This window comes from Streptomyces sp. JNUCC 63 (assembly GCF_054366325.1).
This window is the reverse complement of record NZ_CM135963.1, coordinates 4,051,007-4,075,179: the sequence shown is the minus strand read 5'-3', so window position 1 is coordinate 4,075,179 and position 24,173 is coordinate 4,051,007. Positions and strand designations below refer to the sequence as shown.

General features: G+C 67.9%; 26 protein-coding genes. 12 read left to right on the top strand and 14 right to left on the bottom strand.

The genetic code is table 11. The features are described from left to right. Positions 1 to 5 precede the first annotated feature (5 nt). The 4 genes from ACX25U_RS18675 to ACX25U_RS18660 form a co-directional block, all read right to left on the bottom strand. The gene (locus tag ACX25U_RS18675) at positions 6 to 356 is read right to left on the bottom strand and encodes an SCO3933 family regulatory protein (protein WP_254588188.1); all 351 of its coding nucleotides are present in this window, start codon (positions 354 to 356) and stop codon (positions 6 to 8) included. Between the two features lie 127 nt (positions 357 to 483). Then, the gene (locus ACX25U_RS18670) at positions 484 to 1,212 is read right to left on the bottom strand and encodes a GntR family transcriptional regulator (protein ID WP_454393534.1); all 729 of its coding nucleotides are present in this window, start codon (positions 1,210 to 1,212) and stop codon (positions 484 to 486) included. Between the two features lie 89 nt (positions 1,213 to 1,301). Continuing rightward, the gene (locus ACX25U_RS18665) at positions 1,302 to 1,739 is read right to left on the bottom strand and encodes an ATP-binding protein (protein ID WP_454393532.1); all 438 of its coding nucleotides are present in this window, start codon (positions 1,737 to 1,739) and stop codon (positions 1,302 to 1,304) included. A 278-nt stretch (positions 1,740 to 2,017) separates the two neighbouring features. Beyond that, on the bottom strand, positions 2,018 to 2,758 hold the full coding sequence (locus ACX25U_RS18660) for a GntR family transcriptional regulator (protein ID WP_454393531.1): 741 nt from the start codon (positions 2,756 to 2,758) through the stop codon (positions 2,018 to 2,020). Positions 2,759 to 2,843: 85 nt separating this feature from the next. On the opposite strand from ACX25U_RS18660, the gene ACX25U_RS18655 reads away from it, so the two are divergent. Next, positions 2,844 to 3,938 carry a DUF1152 domain-containing protein gene (locus tag ACX25U_RS18655; RefSeq protein WP_454393529.1) on the top strand — a complete coding sequence of 365 codons (1,095 nt, stop codon included), beginning with the start codon at positions 2,844 to 2,846 and terminating at the stop codon, positions 3,936 to 3,938. 1,317 nt (positions 3,939 to 5,255) lie between these two features. Here the strand turns inward: ACX25U_RS18655 and ACX25U_RS18650 are convergent. Next, positions 5,256 to 5,951 carry a hypothetical protein gene (locus ACX25U_RS18650; protein ID WP_454393527.1) on the bottom strand — a complete coding sequence of 232 codons (696 nt, stop codon included), beginning with the start codon at positions 5,949 to 5,951 and terminating at the stop codon, positions 5,256 to 5,258. 172 nt (positions 5,952 to 6,123) lie between these two features. Here ACX25U_RS18650 and ACX25U_RS18645 point away from each other — a divergent pair, with 172 nt between their 5' ends. The 3 genes from ACX25U_RS18645 (at position 6,124) to ACX25U_RS18635 (ending at position 8,220) form a co-directional block, all read left to right on the top strand. After that, on the top strand, positions 6,124 to 6,360 hold the full coding sequence (locus ACX25U_RS18645) for a hypothetical protein (RefSeq protein WP_454393525.1): 237 nt from the start codon (positions 6,124 to 6,126) through the stop codon (positions 6,358 to 6,360). Positions 6,361 to 7,293: 933 nt separating this feature from the next. After that, positions 7,294 to 7,572, top strand: a complete 279-nt coding sequence (locus ACX25U_RS18640; protein WP_454393523.1) for a hypothetical protein — start codon at positions 7,294 to 7,296, stop codon at positions 7,570 to 7,572. A 399-nt stretch (positions 7,573 to 7,971) separates the two neighbouring features. Further along, positions 7,972 to 8,220: a DUF7660 family protein gene (locus ACX25U_RS18635; RefSeq protein ID WP_454393521.1), complete on the top strand. Its 249-nt coding sequence runs from the start codon at positions 7,972 to 7,974 to the stop codon at positions 8,218 to 8,220. Positions 8,221 to 8,757: 537 nt separating this feature from the next. Here ACX25U_RS18635 and ACX25U_RS18630 read toward each other — a convergent pair. The 4 genes from ACX25U_RS18630 to ACX25U_RS18615 form a co-directional block, all read right to left on the bottom strand. After that, positions 8,758 to 9,054 (bottom strand): hypothetical protein, encoded by a 297-nt coding sequence (locus ACX25U_RS18630; RefSeq protein ID WP_454393519.1) that lies wholly within the window; start codon positions 9,052 to 9,054, stop codon positions 8,758 to 8,760. Positions 9,055 to 10,053: 999 nt separating this feature from the next. Continuing rightward, positions 10,054 to 10,776, bottom strand: a complete 723-nt coding sequence (locus tag ACX25U_RS18625) for a hypothetical protein (protein WP_454393517.1) — start codon at positions 10,774 to 10,776, stop codon at positions 10,054 to 10,056. After that, positions 10,773 to 12,284 carry a hypothetical protein gene (locus tag ACX25U_RS18620; protein WP_454393515.1) on the bottom strand — a complete coding sequence of 504 codons (1,512 nt, stop codon included), beginning with the start codon at positions 12,282 to 12,284 and terminating at the stop codon, positions 10,773 to 10,775. The genes ACX25U_RS18625 and ACX25U_RS18620 overlap by 4 nt, the downstream gene beginning before the upstream one ends. A gap of 8 nt (positions 12,285 to 12,292) precedes the next feature. After that, a complete protein-coding gene (locus ACX25U_RS18615; protein ID WP_454393514.1) occupies positions 12,293 to 12,697 on the bottom strand; it encodes a hypothetical protein in 405 nt (134 codons plus the stop codon). A gap of 889 nt (positions 12,698 to 13,586) precedes the next feature. On the opposite strand from ACX25U_RS18615, the gene ACX25U_RS18610 reads away from it, so the two are divergent. Beyond that, the gene (locus ACX25U_RS18610) at positions 13,587 to 13,838 is read left to right on the top strand and encodes a hypothetical protein (RefSeq protein ID WP_454393512.1); all 252 of its coding nucleotides are present in this window, start codon (positions 13,587 to 13,589) and stop codon (positions 13,836 to 13,838) included. Positions 13,839 to 14,316: 478 nt separating this feature from the next. Here ACX25U_RS18610 and ACX25U_RS18605 read toward each other — a convergent pair whose 3' ends face one another. Both ACX25U_RS18605 and ACX25U_RS18600 read right to left on the bottom strand, forming a co-directional pair. Beyond that, positions 14,317 to 14,667 (bottom strand): helix-turn-helix domain-containing protein, encoded by a 351-nt coding sequence (locus tag ACX25U_RS18605; RefSeq protein WP_454393510.1) that lies wholly within the window; start codon positions 14,665 to 14,667, stop codon positions 14,317 to 14,319. A gap of 2 nt (positions 14,668 to 14,669) precedes the next feature. Then, positions 14,670 to 14,984, bottom strand: coding sequence for a type II toxin-antitoxin system RelE/ParE family toxin (locus ACX25U_RS18600; RefSeq protein WP_454394358.1), 315 nt, complete (start codon positions 14,982 to 14,984; stop codon positions 14,670 to 14,672). Between the two features lie 678 nt (positions 14,985 to 15,662). On the opposite strand from ACX25U_RS18600, the gene ACX25U_RS18595 reads away from it, so the two are divergent. The 3 genes from ACX25U_RS18595 (at position 15,663) to ACX25U_RS18585 (ending at position 17,404) form a co-directional block, all read left to right on the top strand. Continuing rightward, positions 15,663 to 15,878, top strand: coding sequence for a type II toxin-antitoxin system VapB family antitoxin (locus tag ACX25U_RS18595; protein WP_046249112.1), 216 nt, complete (start codon positions 15,663 to 15,665; stop codon positions 15,876 to 15,878). Beyond that, on the top strand, positions 15,875 to 16,297 hold the full coding sequence (locus ACX25U_RS18590) for a PIN domain-containing protein (protein WP_454393509.1): 423 nt from the start codon (positions 15,875 to 15,877) through the stop codon (positions 16,295 to 16,297). Before ACX25U_RS18595 ends, ACX25U_RS18590 begins: the two co-directional genes overlap by 4 nt. Before the next feature lie 381 nt (positions 16,298 to 16,678). After that, positions 16,679 to 17,404, top strand: a complete 726-nt coding sequence (locus tag ACX25U_RS18585; protein ID WP_454393507.1) for a hypothetical protein — start codon at positions 16,679 to 16,681, stop codon at positions 17,402 to 17,404. 645 nt (positions 17,405 to 18,049) lie between these two features. Here ACX25U_RS18585 and ACX25U_RS18580 read toward each other — a convergent pair. Then, positions 18,050 to 18,793 (bottom strand): flavodoxin family protein, encoded by a 744-nt coding sequence (locus ACX25U_RS18580; RefSeq protein ID WP_454393505.1) that lies wholly within the window; start codon positions 18,791 to 18,793, stop codon positions 18,050 to 18,052. Positions 18,794 to 18,930: 137 nt separating this feature from the next. Between ACX25U_RS18580 and ACX25U_RS18575 the strand changes: the two genes are divergently transcribed. Then, positions 18,931 to 19,932: an NAD-dependent epimerase/dehydratase family protein gene (locus ACX25U_RS18575; protein WP_454393503.1), complete on the top strand. Its 1,002-nt coding sequence runs from the start codon at positions 18,931 to 18,933 to the stop codon at positions 19,930 to 19,932. A 34-nt stretch (positions 19,933 to 19,966) separates the two neighbouring features. Here ACX25U_RS18575 and ACX25U_RS18570 read toward each other — a convergent pair whose 3' ends face one another. Further along, positions 19,967 to 21,079 (bottom strand): sensor histidine kinase, encoded by a 1,113-nt coding sequence (locus ACX25U_RS18570; RefSeq protein ID WP_454393501.1) that lies wholly within the window; start codon positions 21,077 to 21,079, stop codon positions 19,967 to 19,969. Positions 21,080 to 21,081: 2 nt separating this feature from the next. Then, entirely contained in the window at positions 21,082 to 21,816 is a 735-nt protein-coding gene (locus tag ACX25U_RS18565) for a response regulator transcription factor (protein WP_454393499.1), read from the bottom strand. A gap of 123 nt (positions 21,817 to 21,939) precedes the next feature. Between ACX25U_RS18565 and ACX25U_RS18560 the strand changes: the two genes are divergently transcribed. Genes ACX25U_RS18560 through ACX25U_RS18550 form a run of 3 tightly spaced genes read left to right on the top strand, consistent with a single transcriptional unit; the run spans position 21,940 to position 24,130 of the window. Beyond that, positions 21,940 to 22,635 carry a glycosyltransferase family 2 protein gene (locus ACX25U_RS18560; protein ID WP_454393497.1) on the top strand — a complete coding sequence of 232 codons (696 nt, stop codon included), beginning with the start codon at positions 21,940 to 21,942 and terminating at the stop codon, positions 22,633 to 22,635. Then, positions 22,632 to 23,369: a TIGR04282 family arsenosugar biosynthesis glycosyltransferase gene (locus tag ACX25U_RS18555; protein WP_454393496.1), complete on the top strand. Its 738-nt coding sequence runs from the start codon at positions 22,632 to 22,634 to the stop codon at positions 23,367 to 23,369. The genes ACX25U_RS18560 and ACX25U_RS18555 overlap by 4 nt, the downstream gene beginning before the upstream one ends. Continuing rightward, positions 23,366 to 24,130: a class I SAM-dependent methyltransferase gene (locus tag ACX25U_RS18550; RefSeq protein WP_454393494.1), complete on the top strand. Its 765-nt coding sequence runs from the start codon at positions 23,366 to 23,368 to the stop codon at positions 24,128 to 24,130. The genes ACX25U_RS18555 and ACX25U_RS18550 overlap by 4 nt, the downstream gene beginning before the upstream one ends. Positions 24,131 to 24,173: the final 43 nt, after the last annotated feature.

Here is a 24,173-nt window from a genome sequence, read left to right as displayed (position 1 = left end):
GGCGATCAGCCCGCCTGAGCCATCGGGAAGGCGCCCGGAGCAACGGCGGTCGCCCGGTAAGCGATGCCGTGCCGCTCCTTGCCGTTGAACACGCTCTGCCACGGCCGCGCCACCAGACCCGGCAGCGAGACCGGAGCACCGACCGTCAGGCCCTCGGTCACTCCGCTTTCCGGGACGGTGACCTGGATCAGCGACGACTCGCCCTCGTCGATGTAGACGACGCCGACGGTCATCAGTGCCTCACCGGTCACCGCATCCTTGGCAATCTCGCCGGTCTGCCGGTCGCGCACCTTCGGCGCCGGAGCCTCGGTGAGCAGGATCGTGGCGGTCGAGGCGTCAACGCGGATCACACGCACAGGGATTGCTCCTTCTGAGAGTCGATCAACCTGCCAACCTGACAGGTTGACTTAGCAAGTTCGAAGCTAGAGATGACAGGTTGACTTGTCAAGCTGCTATCGCGGGTGTTTCGCCCCCAGGTGGGCATCAGCTCAGGCGGTAGGTGTCTTCGAGTTCCTGCCGGTCAGCCGGGAGGAGCACGTCAGAGACCTGCAAGGCCCGGCCAGAGGCGTCACAGGCGATGACCAAGACGCTCAGCACGGGAGCGCCGTCCGATAGATCCAGCAGTTCGGCCTCACGCGCCTCGGGCAGCCGGGCGGAGATCCGCTCGGTCACGTGGTCGAAGCGGACCTTCTTCCGCGCTTCGAGGTGTTCGCGGAGATTCCCGCTCAGGGGTTCATCGGACCCCAGGTCAGTGCCCTCGACCAGGCCGGCGGGGAAGTACGAGGTCACCAACTCGACGGCTTCGCCGTCCTCTTCGACCAGGAAGCGGCGCATGAGGACTTCAGCCCTCTTCGGCAGGCCAAGCGCCGAGGCGACCCGAGCCGGGACAGGCACGTGCCTGACTTCGATCAGGCGGCCCGCGCCCTGCGACTCGTCGCGCTCCAGCGCCTCACGCCCCCGCCGGTCCTTCTGTTCGACGACTTCCGGTCGACCCCGGACGATCGTGCCGTACCCCTGCCGGGATTCCAGCCAGCCGTCCCGCTTCAGCAGCTCCAGCGCCCGGACGACGGTCGGGCGGGACATCCCGAAGGCCTGCACCAGCTGGTTCTCACTCGGTACACGGGTGCCGGGCGCATACGTGCCGTCCTCGATGCGGCCCTGGAGCGTCTGCGCAAGGCGCACGTACTTCGGTGGCTCCACTTCATACGCCATGAACGCCGCCTGTCGAGATTGGCCAAGTCAACTGGTCAACCAGACTAGCGATGTATCTACCCTGGCAGTAGTGAGGGTGGGCTATCCCATCACGCCGGCCAGGCATCAGCCACCACGAAGGAGACGACCGTTCCGCCGAAGTGACTGGGCCCGGAATGCCATGAGTCGGCGATGGAGTCGACCAGGAGCAGCCCCCGCCCGTGCGCGTCGTTGGCGTCCGGGTGCCGCAGCCGCACGTTCGCCGGGAAGCCCGGGTTGTGCACCTCGACGCGGAGCGAGGTTCCCTCGCGGAACCACTCGACCCGTACCAGCCAGGGGTCGTCCGACTTTCCGTAGCGGATGGCGTTGGTCACCAGCTCCGAGATCATCAACGCGCAGTCGTCGACCGAGCAGGCCGGGTTGTACGGAGCGATGAACTTCCGGAACCAGCGCCGGGCCCGGGGCACGGATTCCGGCTCCGGCTGCAAGGTCATCGCTCCGAGCCGCGGTGAGTCCTCGCAGGGGTAACGGTCGATCGTGTAGGCCATGCGTGCTCACTCCCTGCCGCTGCCGTCGCAGTCGAGGCAGCGCCGCTTTGACGTGGCACGGCTGCGGTCATTGGCCGTGGAGAGCGCCAGCGCGGTTCGGGAGCCGACGCGCTTCCACCCACGCCCCCGACACCCCCGGCAAGCTAACCGCGCACTCTGCTCCGGCCGCCGACTCGTCACGTCGTGCCTCCTTCTCCTCCAAGTGGCCTTAGCCACTTTGTGGATAGTGGCATTAGCCACTTTGGGAGCGCAAGCGATTCGCCGTAACTGGCGAGCCGTCAGGTAAGCGGGTAGCCCTGCTCGAACGCCCAGCGGAGCGGGGGATAGGTGGCTTCGGCGAACTCCAAAGGCCGGTCCTGGAGGTCGAAGACGACGTGATGGACGATGAGGACCGCGGACCCCGGCTCCAACCGCAGGTCGGCCGCCTCCTCGTCCGTGGCGGCCCGAGCGCACATGCGGTCTTCCGCGTAGCTGCCTTGACGCCCTGTCATCCTCTCGACATACATGAGCGTCCCTTCCTGGATCCGCTCGGGATCCGTGAGCTTGGGCGCGCGCTGGCCGACGTCCGGAGCAAACCACGAGGTGGACAGCGTGATCGGACCATCCTGGTTGTTCGTCACGCGCCGGCGGTGCACGGCTCGGCGATCCTTCACCAGACCCAAGGCCTCGGCGACGTGGTCCGGAGCCTCCAGCCAACCGGCCGAAGTGATCACCGCGTACTCTCCGGGCGTGTAGATCTTCCCGGTCTGCCGGGCGCGCCCGTACAACTCCCGTGCACGCCGGTTCACTTCGAGGCTGCGCACGTACGTCCCCGAGCCCTGACGCTTCTCGACCAGGCCCTGATGGCTCAGCGCCTCCAGCGACCGCGCGGCCGTGGGCCGGGACACCTTCCAGTCCGCGGCGAGCTGCCGTTCCGAGGGAACCTCGTCCCCCGGCCGCAGGTCGCCCCGAAGGATCTGATCGCGGATGTAGTGGGCGATCTGGAGATACTTGGGCTGAGCCTCTTCGATCTGTGGCATCTCCCCTCCTTTCCTTGTCCAAGTGGCTATGGCCTTTGGCCACTATAGGGTGAGTGGCCAACCCGTGAACCCGTAGTCTGAGCGCATGACGCGGTTGATCGTCGCAGCAGGAGGAGGGGGCGACGCAGTCGCCGCCGCAATGCTTCACGCCGCCCTCTATGGCGACGAGGACCAGGCGGTGATCCTCACGTACGCCTGGGACCGCCTCCTGATCGACCCACTACCGGGCCCGCGGCGACCCGCCGACTTCACCGGCCTGGAACGCCTCACCCCGGCCGTCTGGGCAGTGCCGGCGCAAGCCCGCCCGATCGCACCCGCAGGATCCACACTCCCCCGACTCGCAGCGGAGCTCCCGCGCACCTTCGCCCTGCTCGATCCCTACCAGGGAGCAGAAGGCCTCACCCACCAACTCGAAGACCTCGTGTCCCACTTGGAGCCCGAGTCGATCGACCTCCTGGATGTGGGCGGGGACATCCTCGCGCGGGGCGACGAGCCGACACTGAAGAGCCCACTTGCCGACGCCCTCACGCTGGCAGCCTGCTGTCAGGTGAACGCGCCTGTGCGGCTCCTGGTCGCGGGTCCGGGCCTGGACGGCGAACTCCTGCCGGAAGACGTGAGCGACGTGCTGGGCCCCGTCGTCCACACTTTCACCGCGAGCGACGCGGAGACGATCAGCCCGGTCCTGGAGTGGCACCCGTCCGAGGCGACCGGGCTCCTCGCAGCAACGGCCCGAGGCGTGCGAGGCACATGCGAGATCCGGGACGCAGGGCTCCCCGTACCGCTCACGGACGAGAGCCCGATGGTGCACGAGGTCGACCTGGACGACGCCGTCAGCCGCAACCAGCTGGCCCGAGCCATCATGGCGACCGCGCACCTGGACGAGGTGGAGGCCTACAGCCGCGAGATCTGCGGCCACTCGGAGATCGACTACGAGCGCAACAAGGCTCTATGGCTCAAGGAGCAGCAGCCGACCAAGCTGGACCTGGCCGCAATCTGGGCCCAGCTCGGCCAGTTCGAAGCCGAAGCCCGAGCCCGCGGAGTCACCCACACGACGTTCCGCCGCATCACAGAGGCCCTGCATCTCAGCGGCTCGCAGCGCGACGACTTGCGGCAACTCCTCATCAGCAACCGACCAGAGCAGTACGACGCGCCCCTCTGGCACATCTCAGATGCAACCTGAGTAACAATTTTCTTCACGGGTTCAAGGCCCGCGCACGGCGCGGGCGCGCGCCGCCTCTGCGGCGCGGCCTGCCTCCTGTCTGCGCCCCGGCTGGCCGCGCCCGGCGGCGCGCTGCGTGCATGCGGGCAGAGGTAGGAAAAACCCTCTGTGGCTAGGGCCGGTCGGCTCCACGGCTTTAGGCAGCCACTTTGGCGCGAGCCTCGAAGATCATGGCCCCAACGTCGTGCTTTACCGGGCAGGTCCACAGACTGCCCGACGCGCCGGAAGCTTACGGGGCCATGATCACTCGCGCCAAAGCAGCTCCAGCCCAAAGCCGTTCCGCCGACCTCGTCACGGAGCCGACAGCGGCGTCCTCCCTCTGCGAGTGAGTAGCGCGAGAGACCGACGGCCTAACTCACCACAACCGCAGAAGATGCAGGCCAGATGCGCCATGACGACTCAACGCGGCATGACCCGAGCCGTTGCTGTAACCCGAGCGCTTTCAGCCCGGCTGGCTCGCGCACCGCTTCAGGCGGACTGGACGCCGACCACCAGGCCCGCTGCGGTGCGACATCGCGCGTATCTCCCTTGGCGCCGCCGAGAACGAGGCACCATAAAAAATATCGATGTCAGGTCGATGGGAGTTTGTCGACAATTATTGTCGGCGGAGAGTTCGAGGGCGTGGACACTTGGACAAGGAAGGGGACGAAGATAATCCGCCCACCTTCGAGTAGTGGCCTGTATGAAAGCCGGTAGCACGCAACTGAATACGGGTCCCGGATGGTTTTGTAACACTTGAGAGCCGACTCCGCAGGCTCGATCCGACCATGCAGTGACGAGGTGTGTGCCTCACTCTCCGGAGTGGCCGAAACACCCGCAGCTATACAGGAACAGGTTGCTGTGGCAACGGAAATGATTCGTAGAGTCGCCTTGCTCATGCTGTCACCCCGACGTATGGAAGTGAATCGGCCCGTGTCCTGATGTATTAGTCAAGCGGTCATTCGAGGAGCGTGCGCAGCGTCGCGTGCCTAGAGCCGCGGGAGGAGAGGCGACCTGGCCGCCCGTCCGGAAGATTTCCCGCTTCTACTGAGCGACCAGCTGACCGCGAGCCTGCCTGGTACCGACATCACAACGGCTCAGCCATCTGCCATCCTGGGCCGTCTGTGGGCCGTCCGAGGTCAGTCGGCGCCGACCAACAACGACAGAAGCCCACGGCATCTGAACTGTTCAGAGCCGTGGGCTTCTTCAGCCTCGCTGGTCAGCCGGACCGATGATCAGTAGGCCGGCCTGTGAGGAGTGGACGGTCAGCCCCGCCGATCACAAGATGTGGACAAGCGGTCAGCTCAGTGCGCGTTGGTTCCCGTACCCGGTGACGGGCTCGTACCCGGTGACGGGCTCGTACCCGGTGACGGGCTCGTACCCGGTGACGGGCTCGTACCCGGTGACGGGCTCGTACCCGGTGACGGGCTCGTACCCGGTGACGGGCTCGTACCCGGTGACGGGCTCGTACCCGGTGACGGGCTCGTACCCGGTGACGGGCTCGTACCCGGTGACGGGCTCGTACCCGGTGACGGGCTCGTACCCGGTGACGGGCTCGTACCCGGTGACGGGTACGAGCCCGTACCCGGCGAAGGGGTCTTCGTCCCCGTGTCCGGCGGAGGGGTCTTCGTCCCCGGCGGCTGCTGCACAATGACGTTCTGCTCTTGCTGCTGCTGTTGCTGCTGCTGCTGCTGTTGCTGTTGCTGCTGCTGCTGCTGCTGCTGCTGTTGCTGCTGCTGCTGTTGCTGCTGCTGTCCCCTTGGCTTTGTCTCGATCGGCGAGGAGGCCAGCCTCGGGCAGGTCACCGTGGCGGACTTCGAGGTGACCGTGTAGGTATCGTTCGGAAGGCCGGAGAATTCGAAGAAACCGCCAGGCGTCGTGGTGAATGTACCCACCGTGGAGCCCGCAGAGTTCCTTGCAGTCACCGTCTCGCCCGCCGGGAATCCTCGGCCCGAGGCCCCAACAAAGCCGCCTGGGCCGGCTGTCAGGGCGCACGAAATGTCGGCAGCCGATGCATTTGTGGTGCCCAGCCCTCCCGCGAGTACACCAGCTATTGCTGCAGCCGATGCGATCATCTTTTTCATGAGCCTCTCCTGTCACTAAGGGACATCAGGACCTGGCTAGAAGCCGCTCGAAAAAGCAAGGGCGTCGCCAGTTAACCCGACTGTTGCTGCTGTTGCTGCTGTTGCTGCTGTTGCTGCTGCTGCTGCTGCTGCTGCTGCTGTTGCTGCTGCTGCTGCTGCTGCTGCTGCTGCTGCTGCTGTTGCTGCTGCTGCTGCTGTTGCTGCTGCTGCTGCTGCTGCTGTTGCTGCTGCTGCTGCTGCGGCAATCGCTGCGCACACGGGCACGGGCACGGCGGACACGGCCGCGCCTCGGCAGTAGTGGCGGTGCCCGCCCCTCCTAGGAGCACACCGACTATTGCTGCAGCCGACACGATCATTTTCTTCATCGGTCTCTCCAATCACCAGGAGGCCATCAGGACCCGGCTAGGAAGCCGCTGGGGTGAGCTGGGCGTGACCTCGGCACGATGGCTCCCTCCCATGCCATGGCCATCCGCTCAGACAGTGGCGCTTGGCATGGCCGCGCCAATCGCCAGAGTCACTTATGGCGCCAGCCAGGAACCGAGATGACAATCGTCCGCAATGCAGCGCCTGCCGCATCAACGGCTTTCACGCCTGAAATAGCTGCGGGGGCCACGGGCGCCGATACTGGCTGGCCCGGTCCACTCACCTCAACTAAATCAATGCTCAAGCACGTAGGCTTGAAGCCACGTGCATATGAACTCCTTGAAGACAGGCTAGGTTTCCACCCAACCGCCCTCACTCCTTTAGCCCAACACAGGTTCAAGCACGGCGCATCTTCTGGAGAAGGTTCTGCAAACTTGCCCTGACTGTCACAGTCCTTGGGCCCGCCGGGTCACTCATCTCGCACAGCAGGCCCATCTGCACTCGTCAGACAGCACGTGCTACAGAACCGAGCGAAGACGTTCACCGTTGAAACACTCCACCCGCTGGAACACAACCCTCTCGACTCAACGAAAACCCCACCACGGCCCCTGATACACCATCAGCTCTGCCCCGAAGATGCTTAAACGGCACCTACATGTTGTAAACAAGCGAGCGAGAGGTCGTCTTACGATCAGCGCACCCTAGACCTCTCACATCATCCCTGCCTTTCATCCGAGTTGCTTCGGGACGAAGAGGTCGGCTAGCCATCAGATCTGGCCAGCGGAAGGGCTGATCAGTAGACCGGCCGCCGATCGCAGCTGCCGACGCCTGCCAGGCCCATTGAGACCCCACCGACCGCGAGTGTCAGTGGCCGGCCGTAGCCTTCGGCCATGCATAGAGGAGCAATCACACGGGAGTCAGTGCTCAAGGCCATTGCCGAGCACGACGAGTTGGGCCGCGAGGCGTTCCTGGAGACGTACCACTTCGGCAAGGCCCATTCGTACGTTCTCGTGCACGAGGGGCGGGAGTACGACTCGAAGGCGATCGCCGGAGTGGCGCACAAGTGGGACCAAGGCCGCGCACTGGCTCCCGGCGAGTTCAGCGGCGGCAGGGATCACGCAGTCTCCTGGTTGCAGCGTCTTGGCTTCCAGGTCGAGAAGTTGATCTAGTGCCTCACATCCGTGCCATGGCGAAGGACGGGGCCGAGGCGCCGAGGGCGATGCGGGGTCTGGGCTGACCGGCCGGGCTGACATCAACAACCGCGACCATCGGCGTCTGTCCCGGCCTCCGGACAGCCACGTGAGCGGCCGAGCAGACCTCAGCAACCGCCCCGCCCGTGGTTCGCATCAAGGGGCGCACCGCGACACCCCCGCTCGGGCCGTCTGTGGGCCGTGCGGGGGTGCTCAACGATGACAGATGACGACAGTCGACGACGGCTCTTCCCCTGCTCAGAGAGGGTGCTTCGGGTACCGGCGCAGGTGCTCATCAGTGAAGCAGAGTTGAGGAAGACCAGAGCTGGCGGATCTGGCGAACCCACGGCAGTTGGCGCGCCAACTAGGGTGCCGCGTATGACCGCATCTCCCGAGCACGTCGACAGCAGAGCAGATCTGGCCGCCTTCGTTCGTGCACTCCACCGCAGCCACGCCGAGGAAGGCAGCTCCTGGGAGAACGAGGACCTCGCAAGCTTCTTGGAGGCCCTGGCAGCGTGGATCGAGGATGCGGACGGCTGGTACCGCAACGCCGGCCGCGAGTTGCCCGCCAGCGGCGACTGGAGCTTCTTCGCACGAGCCTTGCGAGCGGCAACCGTCTACGAGTAGCCGGGTCGCGAAGTCTCGGCTGCGTGTCTAACTGCGTGACAACGCCGACGTACAGCGGCGAACAACCGCGCACATCTGCGGACCGTCGCAGCAGGTGAGAGACGTACCAGCCCGAGGTCGAGCGCCCAGCAAAGTTCCTTCGGGACGAAGAGGTCATCACGCAAGGTGCCACGTATCCGCTTCCGTCGTAGCGGCTTGTGCTGGTCGACGGCCGACAGCGTGGCTCAGGCCGGCGGGGGCACAGCGAGGCACACGCGTGCCTGCACGGGCGGCTGACCCATCGTCGTGGCTGACTGTCGTCGGCTGAGGTTCAGACAGGGCGCATCGAGGGTGCTGGCCGTCAGCCGAGCGCGCCGAAGCTGGGCCGTCCCTGGGCCGTCCGAGGTCGCTCGACAGTGGCCAATGATGACCAACATCGACTACCAGGCGCACGTGCCCATTGCTCCTGAACAGCGAAAACGCAGGCCACCAAGATCCCCGGCAAGACCCAGGGCAAGAAGACGTAGTGCACCGAGCAGTTAGAGCCTGTCGTTTGGATCAGGCCGTGGGACGGCGGCGAGCGCGGACCCAGTGGACACCCTTCACGGCGTAGACGGCGGCCATAAGCGCGAAGCCGACGAAGATGAGCCAGAACCAGGATTCCGCCACTGCGAGACTCAGCAGCAGGCCGCCGAAGAGCAGCAGGGAGCCGACGACGTCCAACAGGTCAAGGCGCGCCTCGGAACGCATCGATGAGTCGGAGCCACGCAGTCGGCGGATGACGGGAACGAGGCCGAGGGCCTGCAAGACGGCCAGACCGAGAGCGATCCAGACGAACCAGCCGGATATGTCCACGGCGCGCACTGTATCGCGTCCCCGGGACCCGCAGACCAACAACGGCAGACAAGCGCGGACGTCTGCGGACCATCAGAGCAGGTAGGAACCACAGCAACCCAAGACTCCGCCCCACCCCTAAGTTGCTCCAGGACGAAGAGGTCGTGCCAGACACGTGCCAGATCGTACGGGGAACCGCGGGGAACACCGGGGAATCAACGGACCGGCCACCAGACGTCGAGACGCCTGTTCCGCAGGTCAGGTCCACGGCAAGCCCGGGATCACCTCAGCTTCCCAAGCTGAGAGCGCGAGTTCGATTCTCGTCACCCGCTCCAAGCAAAACCCCCAGGCCAGAGGCCCGGGGGTTCTTTGTTGTCTAGTCCAATTCAGGGGCGGCGTGCCCTCTGTGTGCCCCAAGTCGACATCGAATGACCACCCCAAGGGCGCTCGATTGCCCTTTTGGGCAACACAGCCCTCAAGCGTCTCAAATAGCGAGACGCTTTTTGTGTGATCTGCGCCACTAGCCGCCATAGGAGGTGCGAAGTCGCGCTCGCAAAGCTGCAGTTCGCCAGAGCCGCCGTCCGCTGACCCGCACGCAGTGATGGCTTGGTGCCGGACGAGGGTCCCTCGGTTTGCCTTGTGCGCACTAACCGCCGCTGCTCTTCGACACCCCCTGTTGTCAGTGGTGCTCATTAGGCTCATTGATGTCACCGACACCAGGAGGCCCCGCATGGCCGGGTTCAAGATCAACAAGCGGGACATCGAAAAGGTGCAGCGGGACATCGCCAAGGAATTCGAGCGCGCGGCCCGCAGGAATCCCGTCCGCGTTCCGGTCCAGGTGGACACTCCCGAGATTCCGTCTGCACTGCCGGCGAACGTCGGTATAGAGAAGGACCCGCATCTCTCACGCCTGCTTATGTGGCTTGATGACCTGGCCGCCCTTCAACCGGGAGTGTGGCCGGCCACTCGCTGCCCGGCCTTCCGCCAAGGTGCGTTCCGGGACAGTCTCCGACGAGGTCCTCAGTCCGCCGATGCCGATGAGGACGGGGTCGCAGGAAGAGGGCTGATGCCGGGTTCGAAGTGGGCACGGAGGTAGATACGAGTGTGCTTCGGTGAGTACTCGTGTGCGTACAGACGGACGCAGCGCTCGTCGGACGTGTCGTAGGCGTCGGACGTGCCGTACGGGTTGTCAGGGGTGCCGGAGGCGCCGGGATCCTCGGCGGCCTGGGCAGCGTCGGGGCAGACGTAGCCGTAGCGCATGCCGTCCTTGAACGTCTCCGGTTCCGGGAGCCCGAGGTGCGCGAAGTCATGAGGATTGATGTCGACCTGCGCGGAGGACGGCTCCAGCCACTTGCCCTCCGGGGGATGCTCCTCCAGGTAGGTCTCCGCCTCGGACCTCGTCAGTGTGAAGGTGAGGAGGCCCGTGTCGAAGCGGGAGGTGACCTCGTACGCGGCCTGAGGGGACCGGGCCGTGACCGGGATGTCAAGGCCCATCTGCTCGCTCATCCACTCCGGCGTGATCCCCTCGGCCCACCTCGCGTCCGCCGCCTGTTCCGCCACGCGGCCGCCGGTGCTGTCGCCGCCCTGGTCGGCGAGGAGCCACCCCGCTGCGGTCACGGCGCCCGAGAGGGCCAGCACTCCGACGGTCACGCCGGCGATGAGCCACCAACGGCGGCTGCCACGACCGCCCCTGCCGCCACCTCCGCCTTCCTCGGGTGCCCGGTACGCATGGACGTCGTTCATCGGCCGACCACCCTTTCCACCGTCCTGCCGGTCTTACGGTCCTGCTGTTGCTCCCGGCCGAGGTCCAAGCGTCCGTCCCTGCTGTCGTCAGGATCCGGTAGCGGGTCGCCGTTGGGCTCCGAGGAGCCGAGATCGTAGTGCTTGACGCTGCTGCTGCCCGACATGTCGAACTCCTGAGCGAAGCCCACCCGGTGCAGCTTGGCCATCTGTCCGTCGGGGATGTCCAGCGGACCGATCTTGACGCCCTTGTTCTCGTCCCAGTTGTAGCGGTCCCAGACGTTCGCCTGGTAGTCGATGCTGATCTTTGGGTTGCCCTTCGCATCCGGAACGGCCGTCACCACACCGGTGACGTTGGTGTTGGTGCCACCCACCGCGTAGAACCAGTTGGGGTTCTGCTGAGAGAAGTAGAAGCCCTGGGGCTGCTTCGCCTCGACCGGGAAGGCGACCGGCTTTCCACCGCTCTTCCTGAACTCCTCGAGGGCCTGCTTGCGCCAGTCGTCCTGGTTCAGCCGGACTATGTCGTCGACGTACGACTTGAAGGCAGGGACGTCCGTCATCATCTTGTCCACGGGCAGGTTCATAGGACTGCCGCTGTTTCCCAGGTAGTGCGCCATGTGGCGGGACGCGTCCGTCATGCCCTTCCAATCGGCGCCCTCTGTCAGCAGTTCCATCTTCTGCTTGGTGAGCCACTCGTCGAGGCCCGGCGACTCGGACCCGTGCTTCCCCGAACCCACGTCCGGCGCGATCTGCGGCATGGCGGGGCTCAGGATGCCCGCTGCCATCAGGTCGTCCTTCTGCGCCAGCCAGAGCTGTGCCCGTGCCTCGGGGCTCAGGGACTCCCACAGGCGCCGCAGTTCGGCCCGCTGCTTCGGGTTCGCGTCCCCGGCGAGCCGGGCCAGTTCCTTCGCGCGCGGCAGCTGTTCCTCGTCGAGGGACGTGTACCTGGCGTGGCCCGCGTTGTGCGGGTCGTTGCCGTGGCTCTTGCGCAGCGCGCGTACGGCCGCCGCGTCGACCTCGGCGGCGTGCTGGACGATTCCGGTGAGGGTGTCCGCGTACCACTGGATGCGGTCCTTGGTCCGCTGGTCGGGGCCGTCGGGAGCGCACATCGCCTCCGTGACGCGGACCGTGCCGCCCGGACCGTCGGAGACGAGGAGCCCCAGGTCCGGTGGAGTGCGGGCCGGGTCACCCTTGCGTGCCGAGTCGGTGAGGCTCTGCGCCTGCTTCTGGTACCGCGTCAGCTCGGCGTGCGCGTCGGTGAGGACGTTGGCGATGCTCTCGGCCTCTGTCTGGAGGTCCGTGAACTCCTTGGCCGTCTTGCGCACGAAGTCCTTGGTCACGCCAGCGTTGACACCCTTCCAGCGGGCTCCCTCGGATTTCTTCGTCAAGCCGTCCCGTACGTCGGTCGTGAGCTTGGCCAGTTCACCGGCCATCGTTCTCCAGTCGGACGCGGCCGTGCCCAGCTTGGTGAGGTCCAGGGCCATGAGGTCCGAGTACGAGAAATCTCCCATGACGCTTCCTACTTGAAGTAGTCGTTCAGCACCGAGACGGGCAACGGTCCCGTACGGCCACGGATTTCGGCGGCTATCCTGGCGTCCTCCCGCGCGTGCAGCTTCTTGCTGTAGTCGAGGTGGTTGGAGATGTGCGCGCAGGCCTGCAGGACGTGCTTCACCTGCGAGGTCCAGATCTCGACGGTCGACTCCAGTTCCGAACCGAGCCTGAGGCTGCGGCTCTTGAGCGCGGCGGCCGCCTGCATGGTGGACCCGGATCCGTTCTTGTCCGCGCCCGTCCCAGCGATGTCGGCCTTCTTCCTCAGCTCGCCGTGGAGGATGAACGCCTCGTGACCGACGGCCCCAAGGTCGTCCTGGTACACCACGAGATCCGAGTCACCAGCACCTCCCGGTCCGGCCTGATTCAGCTGCATCCGGGCAGCCCGGCCCTCCGACGCCGTAGCCTTGGCCCTCTCCCACTCTTCCCAAGCCAATTCGTCCCCTGTCCCCCGCCGTCCTGCGGCAGGCCTTGCAATGGCTACCACCCGTCGTTCGCATAAATCTATCAACCACCTGTACTTAGTAGGCAGTTCAGCTCAACCCGTGCCCAGGTCCCCCGAACGGGTCTCACTCCTGCGAGGAGGGCGGATGGCGATGGGGTTATGGGAGTGTGTACGAAGACCCGAAGCGTTGGTGTGCCTGAAGCTGCCGGAGAAATGACCTCGTTCTCCAGATTGACGGTGTTCGCCTCCTCCACGGCAACGAACCAGCCCGCAGAGCAGTCAGCATGATGGCTCCGTACCCGGCGTGCGCCTCGACCATCACCGCCCGGTGCGGGCAACTTGCGGCGGAGAAGTCCTGTTTGATGCCGCCGAACTTCGAAGGACGCAAGACCATTGGCTGTTCCCGGCTACGGTCTGGGTCTCAATGGACACCGGCTGTCGTGCGGAGGCCGTGTCTGGTCGCACCCGGGCGAAGTATGCGGTGATTCTGGTTTCAACACCGTTATTTCCGACGACCACCGCAGCGTCGTGGTCGCGACATCCATCGGGAACGCCAGCACCCAGCAGTGGTCCCCCTGCACCGCGACCGCACCCTTCGAATGCAGCGCCGCGATCACCGGACACCCTCTCCAGTGGTGCGGCCTGACGTCGGTAAGTGACTCCCGTGGTCTCAGTCCCGGTCTCATTCACCCACGTCCAGGGCCGTCCCAGAACCCACCCGCGAGACGCTCCGCAGCAGGTCAGGACGCTCACGAGTCTCTCCGGACGTCCAAGCGAACATTTGGAAAGCGTGCACCACCGTCCGGTTGTCGTGCCGGTCATGTCGACCCAACTTGTCTGTCCACGCTGTCAGCAGGACTGGGTCCACCCATACCGCTTCAAGATCGACGGGACACCTTTCCTGCTGCGCGCCGAGTGCGATTCGCTGTGGTGGCCCAACGAGACGGTCGAGGTGGCTCAGGCACATTTCCTCGACGATGTGGTAGCTGCCCGCCTCGGGGTGGAAGGCAACCCGTGGACTGACCGTGTCTGGGTTGACGTCATCGAACCAGTATCTGGCCGTCAACGTTGAATCGGGCAACGGCCGCCGACAGTAGGGCCCGCACCACAAGCGCACCGGATCAGCCGGGAAACCGTGGGGAATCACGGTAAAAGCAGCCGGGCCCGACGAGGTCACGACCCGGCCTTCACCGAGGTCAGCCCTCCAACCGACCTCAAAATGCCGCAGCTTCCCAAGCTGAGAGCGCGAGTTCGATTCTCGTCACCCGCTCCAGCAGAAACCCCAGGTCAGCGGCCTGGGGCTTGTGTTTTGCCGCTGGCTCTTCGGTGCGTTTCGCACCATCGTGCACTCGAAGATGGGGCACGCGGAGGGCACAAGCGCCTAGTTGAGACCGGCCAACCACTGCTCCTCACGCCAGTGCGTGCCGCTGACCTGCGATTTCACGCCAAGCTACGCAGGATCGAACAAGGAGAGCCCTCAGCCTGCTGCTCCCCGAAAAACGCTGCCGGACGGTGCGTCGCATGCACCGCACGCAAAGCCTTCGGGCCAGCTACGCCGCCGCGCTGCCCTGATCACCACTTGCCGGCATCCGCAGCGTGTGATCACCGAAGTCGGCAACCAGGTCCAACCTGCCGCCGAGCGCCTCGACGTAACGTGCGATGACATCGAGAGTGGCGGCCTCACCGTGCTCGATCTGGGATACCCGAGCGATGCTCACACCCATACGGGCAGCCACGTCCCTCTGGGCCAGCCCGTACTGATTGCGCGCCTCGGCGAGTTGATGCCCACGGGCTTCCGCCAGCAGACGACGCGAACCAGCTTCCACCTCAGCGGCATCCACACCGGCCGAGTACAGCTCCTGCTCCAGGGTCTCCCAGTCCTGTGGGGCCTTCTTGGGCATGCTTACTCCTCAGTCCTCCGTTCACCGGTGTAGTCGCGATTGAGCTGTTCAGCCAGAGGACTGTTGTCGCGGTACCAACGATCCCAGTTTCCCGCCTTGTCGCCGCCGAGGAGCAGCAGGGCCGAGCGAGTCGGATCGAAGGCGAAGATGATCCGGATCTCGGACCGGCCACCCGATCCCGGCCTCAACGCCTTGAGGTGATGTAGGTCCGATCCCTTCAGCCGGTCCACAAGAGGACGGCCCAGAGTGGGACCAGCGTCACGCAGTGCGGCAACGGCCTGGGCAGCCTGGGAGGCAGAACCGAAGTCCTCCTTGATCAGCTGCCGGCACCACTCCGCGTACTCATCGGTGACCTTGATCGCTCAGTTCAAGACGACTCCCCTCGACACCAGCATGAAGAGTTTAAGGTTTTCCTTAAACGGCGGCAAGCTGACTGTTCCGGCACTGGCCCCGCCGGCAGGACTCCCTCATGGACCACCACCCCTGGTGGGAGGCCCACTTCTCTCACCACATTCAGAAGCTCACGCCACGCGCGAATAACGGCGCTCACGTCCAGCAGGAGTTCTCGCACCTGGCGGAGCAGCAAGCGCATCACGAACAGTCCTACGGCGGCGCCCCATCCCACGGTGATCCACCCCATCGGACTGCCTCCTCACCTCGGGCAGCAGGGTCCTCACCGTGAGGGCTGAGGTCTTTACCTGGAGAGGTGAATCTCTCGATCTCGAGTCGCGGTATCGCGCCGCGCCCGCGGCCCTGGGCACCAGGCTGTCCGTCATGGAGATCGAAACCTGCAGGGTAGAACCGGCATTTTGTGATCTTGCGAACCAGGGCAGGGGATCGGCGTCCATGTGCAGTCGCGACGACTCCCCTCAGTCGACCTACGCGTCGGAGAGCTGGGCACGGGAACACCGGCATCCGGCCGCGGTCACCATCCAGCAGGGGCAGCATCCTCGTATATACTTGATGGCACTCAATATATCTGCGGAGGTGCATCAATGACTCGCACCGTAATAGACCTCGACGACCAGCTGGTCGCCGACGTGGCCAAGGCCCTCGGCACCAGCACCAAGAAGGAGACGGTGAACACCGCCCTGCGCGAGGTGCTGGAGAACCGGCGGCGGGCTCTGGCCCTCACCCGCCTGCGGGCAGCGGCGGCCGAGGGCGCCTTCGATCTCGATCTCCTTGAGGACAAGGGAAACTACCGTCGGTGAACGCCGCTCAGTTCCTGGTCGACACCAGCGCACTCGCCCGTCTGCTGCGCGGCGACGCCGAGCAATACGGATGGGACCAGGCGGCGGCAGCCGGGCTCATCGCCACGTGCCCCATCACCGAGCTGGAGTTCTTCTTCAGCGCGCGCTCCGCCGCCGACCGCGCACAAGGCATCGAGGACCTGCGCCTGCTCTTCGGCTGGGTGCCGGTCGACGACCGCGCCTACGACCGCGCCTGGCAGGTCCAGGACATCCTCACCCAGCGCGGACAGCACCGCAGTGCCGGAGCCGTCGACCTCGTGGTGGCCGCCACGGCCGAGTTGCAGGGACTGACCCTCCTGCACCGCGACCGGGACTTCGAATGCATCGCTGCCGTCACAGGCCAGGCGCTCCAGTGGTACGGACCAGAACCCGGCAAATGAACCAAGGGGCCGGGCGTCGGCTGTTCCGTGGAAGCCGCGGCCACCGGCCTGTGGTGGCCGCGGGGCTGGGACCGGGAATCGGCGCATGCGCGAAGGTGCTCCCCGACTGGATGCCCGCTTCTCCCGGAGATGGGTCCGCTTTACCGCGCCGGTGGCGTCCACCCGGAGCAGGTCCGCATCGCAGGAGCCCTTCCACCGATCCGTCCTGAGTTCTGTGGCCGCCGCTGAACCCTCTCCGCGTGCGCCTGCACAGGGGTCCCTCCGCCACCGGACCTAACGCAGCCCCTGAAAGAGCTCTCCCGGACACGGCACACGAAGTACGGTCGGGCTGGGGACGCCGACGATGAAGTCGGCTGCCGTGGGGGCGGGAGGTATGAGGCTGTGACGGACGAAGAGCTGCAGGAGCGGCTCGCGTGGGCGCGCGAACAGATCGTCGGTATGGGCGTTCTCGAATCACCCGACGGGCTCCGCTGGGCGGCCGCCCACGGTCTCGTCCTGTCCGTGTGGCGAAACGGCCCAATCGAGGATGCACACGCGTCCCGGCCGACCAAGCGACGCAAGAACCTGAGCGACGGCGTGATGTTCGCCCGCAACACGTGGCTGACGAAGCAGGCGTACGACACCTTGACCAGCCGTGACCGCTTCCGTCTCTACGGACTCGAAGACGTGATCCTGGACCGAGAGGCACTCTGGCCGGGCTGTGACGGGGCGTTGACAGACTTCGGCTGGGGGTTCCTCGGAGAGATCAAGCAGCACGTCAAACAGCGCATCGACGCGCTGAGGCACTTCGAAAAGCGACTGCTCCCGGACGACTTCCTGCTCCTCCTCTCCGCCCCTCAGATCGGCACCCACGATGACCACTTCGGCATGCCGAAGTGGCCCCTCTGCGTGGAGGCCGCGATCAGCCGACTGCGAGGCGAGGACGAGGAGTTCCACCAAAAGTGGGGGGACCTGATGAAGGACGTCGGACCGGCACCCGAGTCGGTCTCCTCCGACCTTCGAGCAACGGAGAAGGCGCTGCTGAATGCCCCATGGGACCTCGGTTCCGATGTCCTGGACTGGTTTGCCTGGAACCCGATTCTGGAGCCTCCCCGCGCTGCCTCCTGAGCGGAGGTGCTTTCGGCCCTACGCCGGTCACCGACCAGGCGGGAACAACTTCGTCACGGCAGGGACGGAACAGCCAACCATTGTGCGCATCCGCAATGGCACAGCAGAGCCAGCCGATGTGCCATGTTCAACCTGGCAGAGGAAGACTCTCGCAGGCCCCGCGCGTCAGCTCGTCGCGTCCCCGTGCCCACGGCGTGCCCAAAAGAGCGGACAACCACGGTGAACAGCGGTGCCATCAGGCCGCCGCACCTCCAGCAGCACCACGAATCTGGGCAGGTCAGAGGGTACGAGGCAATCCAAGCGCCGTCGCTTCCCAAGCTGAGAGCGCGAGTTCGATTCTCGTCACCCGCTCCAGAGAGAAACCCCAGGTCAGCGGCCTGGGGTTTGTTGTTGTCCAGTCCGACTGAGGGCGGCGCCCCTTTGCGTGCCCCAGGCCGGCGGCCGTCCTGTGCTGCGGCAGCGCCTACGGGAAGCACTGGAGTGATCAGCTCCCACGACTCGTCCGACGCCGGCCGCTCCAGTCGTCCCCGCCCCATACCGCCCACCTCCTGGGAAGTCACTCGTCTCAACCCCCATTCAACGGACGGAGCGGCCGTCCTGGGCTGCCTGGCGGATGACGAAACCCTTACGTCCGCCGGGGACCGGTCAGCGGTGCTCGGGGTTGTCCGCGCCCGGGCGGCAGCCGGCGTCCCACTGCGAGCGCTGGTTGCCGTGGGCGGGGATGCCTCCGGCGTGCTTCAGCAGGGCGGCGAGGTGCATCAGGTTCCAGGTCATGAAGGTGGTGTTGCGGTTGGTGAAGTCGTTCTCCGGGCCGCCCGAGCCCGGGTCGAGGTACGACGGCCCGGGGCCGGCCGCGCCGATCCAGCCGGCGTCCGCCTGGGGCGGGATCGTGTAGCCGAGGTGCTGGAGGCTGTAGAGGACGTTCATGGCGCAGTGCTTCACGCCGTCCTCGTTGCCGGTGATCAGACAGCCGCCGACGCGGCCGTAGTAGGCGTACTGACCCTGGGAGTTGAGCAGCGAGGAACAGGCGTAGAGACGCTCGATGACCTGCTTGGTGACGGAGCTGTTGTCGCCCAGCCAGATCGGGCCGGCGAGCACGAGGATGTCGGCGGCCATCACCTTCTCGTACAGTCCGGGCCAGGCGTCGGTGGCGAAGCCGTGCTCGGTCATGTCCGGGTGGACGCCGGGTGCGATGTCGTGGTCCACGGCGCGGATCAGGTCCGTGGTCACGCCGACGGCGTCCATGATGGCCCGGCTCTTGTCGATCAGGCCCTGGGTGTGGCTGAGCTGTGGAGACGGTTTGAGGGTGCAGTTGAAGTAGAGAGCGGTCAGGTCGTCGTAGCGGTACGGGGTGTCGGCGGAGGGTTCGGTGGAGGGTGAGGCTGTCATGGGGGCAGCCTCTCGCACGGTTTCCGGTTCGTCCTGGTTTGACGCACCCGCGCATGCCTCCCCCGCATGCCTTACGGAGTCATGACGTGCGGGCGCGGTCCCGTGGTGCGGCGCCGGTGCGGACCTAGCGTGGCCGTATGCGCGTACTGGTCACCGGCGGTGCCGGGTTCATCGGGTCCCATGTCGTCGCCGCGCTCCGGGAGCGCGGACACGAGCCGCTCGTGTTCGACGTGCGGGAGGATCCCGGCGCCGACGTGCGGGACCCGGCGGCCGTCGGCCGCGCCCTGTCCGGTGTGGACGCCGTGTGCCACCAAGCCGCGATGGTCGGGCTCGGCAACGGGGTCGCCGACGCGGCGGAGTACGTCTCGCGCAACGACCTGGGCACCGCCGTGTTGCTCGCCGCCATGGCGGAGGCGGGCGTCGGGCGCCTCGTGCTGGCCGGGTCGATGGTCGTCTACGGGGAGGGGCGGTACGAGTGCCCGCGGCACGGGGTCGTACGGCCCGGGCCGCGTGCCGTCGCCGACCTCGACGCGGGCCGGTTCGAGCCCGCCTGCCCGGTGTGCGGGGACGGCCTCTCCCCCGGTCTGGTCGGCGAGGACGCCCCGGTCGATCCCCGGAACGTGTACGCGGCGACCAAGCTCGCCCAGGAGCACCTGGCCGCCGCCTGGGCCCGCTGCACCGGCGGGTCGGCGGTGTCGCTGCGCTACCACAACGTGTACGGCCCCGGAATGCCCCGCGACACCCCGTACGCCGGTGTCGCCTCCTTCTTCCGCTCGACGCTCGCCCGGGGCGAAGCACCGCGCGTGTTCGAGGACGGGCGGCAACTGAGGGACTTCGTGCACGTCCGGGACGTGGCGGCGGCCAACGCGGTGGCGCTGGAGGCGGAGGCCGCCCGGGGTCTGCTCACGGCGTACAACACCGGCAGCGGTGAACCGCACACCGTCGGCGAGATGGCGCGGGCGCTGGCCGCCGCGTACGGCGGTCCTGAGCCGGTCGTCACCGGCGAGTACCGGCTCGGGGACGTACGGCACATCACCGCGGACTCGTCGCGGCTGCGGACCGGGCTGGGGTGGAAGCCGGAGGTCGGTTTCGAGGAAGGCATGACGGAGTTCGCGCGGGCCGGAATGCGGGGGGCGTAGGACCGCCGCGGTGGACCGGTGGTGCTGCCCGCGTTCAGGAAGCGGCGGCGGGCAGCACCACCTCGAAGCGGCAACCGCCGGGAGTGTTGCGTACGGTGGCCCGGCCCTGGTGCGCTTCCACGATCCCCCGGACGATGGCGAGGCCCAGGCCCGCGCCGGCCGGGGGCGTCCGGGCGTGTGTGCCGCGCCAGCCGGTGTCGAAGACGCGCGGCAGGTCCTCTTCGGGGATGCCGCCGCAGCCGTCCGTCACCGACAGCACCACGCCCTCGGGGGAACGCTCCGCGGCGACCGCGACCGTGCCGTCGGCCGGCGTCCGGCGGATGGCGTTGACCAGCAGGTTGCCCAGCACCCGGCTCATCTCCTTGCCGTCCACCTCCACCGGTACCGGCTCGATGCGGTCGCCCACCAGCCGCACCCCGTGCTCCCGGGCGAGCGGGTCGGCTCCCGCCAGCGCGTCACCGACCAGGTCGTACAGGGAGATCCGGGTGGGGGCCAGGGGCAGGGTGCCGGCGTGGATGCGGGAGAGCTGGAAGAGGTCGCCGACCATGTCGTTGAGGCGCTCGACCTCGGTGCGCATCTGCCTCAGGTAGCGGTCGGGGTCGGCGGCGACGCCGTCCTCCAGGGCCTCCGACATGGCGCGCAGGCCGGCCAGCGGGGTGCGCAGGTCGTGCGAGATCCAGGCGACGAGTTCACGCCGGGAGGTCTCCAGCGCGCGTTCCCGCTTCCGGGATTCGGCGAGTCTGGCGCTGGTCGCCACCAGTTCGCGGCTCAGTTCGTCCAATTCGGCGGTGGTCGGGCCCCGGGGCGCGGCGAAGTCACCGCCGTCGCCGAAGGAGCGTGCGGCCACGGCGAGTTCGCGGCTGCGGGCGACGACCCAGCGGCCCAGCAACAACGCGGTGGCCAGGGAGACGACGGCCGCCATGGCGACGACGGTCGTGACGACGGTCAGGTCGTGCGGCGACAGGAACATCGCCCGGGCGACGGCGAGCGTGCCCGCGAGCATCGCGACGACCCCGACCGCCGCGACCACGGCGAGCGAGGCGGTCAGCGAGCGGCGCCGGATCAGGCGCAGTACGCCCGCCCCGACCAGACCTGTGGCGGCGGCACCGGCGAAGGCGTACAGGGCGATGAGGAGGGTGTCACGCACGGTCAGTCCTCCTCGCCGGTGAGGTCGAAGCGGTAGCCCACGCCCCACACGGTCTGGATCAGGCGGGGCCGGGCCGGGTCGTCCTCCACCTTGCCGCGCAGGCGGCGGACGTGGACCGTGACGGTCGACAGGTCACCGAAGTCCCACCCCCACACTTCGCGCATCAGGTCCTCGCGGCCGTAGGCCCGCCCCGGGTGACGCAGGAAGAAGGAGAGCAGGTCGAACTCCCGCAGAGTGAGCGCCAGTTCGGTGCCGTTCTTGGTGGCCCGGCGGGCCGCCGGGTCGACGGTCAGACCGGCCGCCTCCAGCCGATGCCTGTGGGCGACGGGCCCACTGCGGCGCAGCACCGACTCCACGCGCAGCACCAGCTCGCGGGGGCTGAAGGGCTTGGTGACGTAGTCGTCGGCGCCGACCTCCAGGCCCAGGATGCGGTCGTCCTCGTCACCGCGGGCGGTGAGCATGATGACCGGCACGGGGCCGTGGCCGCGGATCCGCCGGCACACCTCCAGGCCGTCCATACCGGGCAGCATCAGGTCGAGCACGACCAGGTCCGGCCAGTGCGCGGTGGCACGGGTGAGGGCCGTCGGGCCGTCGCCGGCGCGGTCGACGACGTAACCGGCGCGGTCCAGATACCCGGCGACGACCTCGGCGACGGTCGGATCGTCGTCGACGACCAGGATTCGGGGGGACCCGTCGGCGGCTTGCGCCCCCAGGGGCTCGTACGGCTCCTGCTGCATGCCTCCAGCCTGGCACCGCGCCGTCGGCGGTGTCGCGCCCGAGCACTGCCCTGGCCTTGGACGTCCGCGTTTCGTAAGGAGCGGAAGTCCGGTATGCCCGATTCGCATTCGTAGGGTGAGACCGTGACGACGACTCCTTCGGACGTCGACGTGGTGCTGCCCTGCCTGAACGAGGCCGAGGCCCTTCCCTGGGTGCTCGAACGGATCCCGCCGGGCTGGCGCGCGCTCGTCGTCGACAACGGTTCCACCGACGGCTCGGCCGAGGTCGCCCGCGCGTGCGGCGCGACCGTCGTGCACGAGCCGCGCCGGGGCTTCGGCGCCGCCTGCCACGCCGGGCTGACCGCCGCCACCGCCGACGTGGTGTGCTTCTGCGACGGCGACGCCTCCCTCGACCCGTCGCTCCTCGTCCCCTTCGTCCGTGAAGTCCGGGACGGCGAGGCCGACCTGGTGCTCGGCCGACGGCGTCCGCGGGGCCGGGGCGCGTGGCCCGCGCACGCCCGCGCCGGCAACCTGGCGCTCGCGCGGATGCTGCGCCGCCGCACCGGGCTGCGCCTGCACGACCTCGGTCCCCTGCGCGCCACCCGCCGCGAGCCCCTGCTCGCCCTCGGCCTCACCGACCGGCGCAGCGGCTATCCGCTCCAGATGGTCGTCCGCGCGGCCGACGCCGGCTGGCGGATCGCCGAGCACGACGTGCCGTACCTGCCGCGCACCGGAGCCTCAAAGGTGACGGGCACCTGGCGCGGCACCTGGCAGGCCGTACGGGACATGAGCCGCGTGTTGAGCGAACCCCCCGTGCACGGAGGAGGAACCGTCCGTTGACCACGCTCCTCGTCATCGCCAAGGAGCCGCGGCCGGGCCGGGTCAAGACCCGGCTCACCCCGCCGTTCACGCCCGGTCAGGCGGCGGAGCTGGCCGAGGCGGCCCTCGCGGACACCCTGCACGCCGTGGCGGCCACGCCCGCCTCCCGGCGCATGCTCGTCCTCGACGGCGCCCCCGGCCCCTGGCTGCCGCCCGGCTTCGACGTCGTACCGCAGTGCGCGGGCGGGCTGGACGAGCGGCTGGCGGACGCCTTCGCGCGCTGCGACGGCCCGGCCCTGCTCATCGGCATGGACACCCCGCAGGTGACGCCGGAACTGCTCACCGTGGACTTCGCCGACTGCGACGCCCACTTCGGCCCGGCCGAGGACGGCGGCTTCTGGGCCCTCGGCCTGGCGCGCCCCGATCCCGACCTGCTGCGGGGCGTGCCCATGTCGACCTCGGTGACGGGAGCAGCCCAACGGGACCGGCTCCTCACCGCCGGCCTGCGGGTGCGCGACCTGCCGCCCCTGCGCGACGTCGACACCGCCGCCGACGCCCACGCCGTCGCCGCCCTGGCCCCGCACGGCCGCTTCGCGGCCCGGCTGGCCCGGTGCACGGCGGTCGCGGGGCCGGATGCGCGGCCGGTCACGGGGGTCGACTCGCCGCCGGCCACGGAGCCGGACCCTGGATCGGACCTCCCACCGGCCGGCCGGCCGGACTCCCCACCGGACTCGCCGCCGGCCGTACCCCGATGAGCACACCACCCACCACCGCCCTCGCCTGGGCGACCGCCGACCCCTACGCCGCCGCCCTGCGCGCCGGCCGCGGCCCGCTGTTCCTGCGCCGCGCCGACGGCTGGCTGCTGCCGCTGGAGGTGGAACGCTGGTGCGCCCGGGCCGACGCGGTCGACCGGGACGTGCTGGACCGCTGCGAGGGAACCGTGCTGGACGTGGGGTGCGGGCCCGGGCGGCTGGTGGCGGAACTCGCCGCCCGGCGCCGGGCCGTCCTCGGCGTCGACGTCAGCGAGGCCGCCGTGGACCACACCGTGCGGCTCGGCGGTCGGGCGCTGCGGCGCTCGGTCTTCGAACCGCTGCCCGGCGAGGGGCGCTGGGGCACCGTCCTGCTCATGGACGGCAACGTCGGCATCGGCGGTGCCCCGCGTGCGCTCCTGGACCGGGTGGCCCGGCTCCTGCGCCCCGGCGGCCTGCTGATCGCCGAGACCGCCCCGGTGGACGTCGACGAACGCGCCCAGGTGCAGGTCGTCGGCCTCACCGACGCCGGTGGAACCGGCGCACTCTTCCCCTGGGCGCGGCTCGGCACGCGGGCGCTGCTCCGGTACGCACAGGACTGGGAGCGGGCCGGTCAGTGGACAGCCGGCGGACGGTGCTTCGCCGCCCTGCGCAGCCGCAGCAGCCGCAGCGCCAGCAGCAGCGCCGAGCCGCCGAAGAGGACGGCGGTGATCAGCAGCCAGCGGGCGAGGAACACGTCCGCCGGCAGCCCGGTGCCGAACCGGTAGCGCCGCTCCACCATGCCGCTGATCAGCGGGAACCACACGAGAA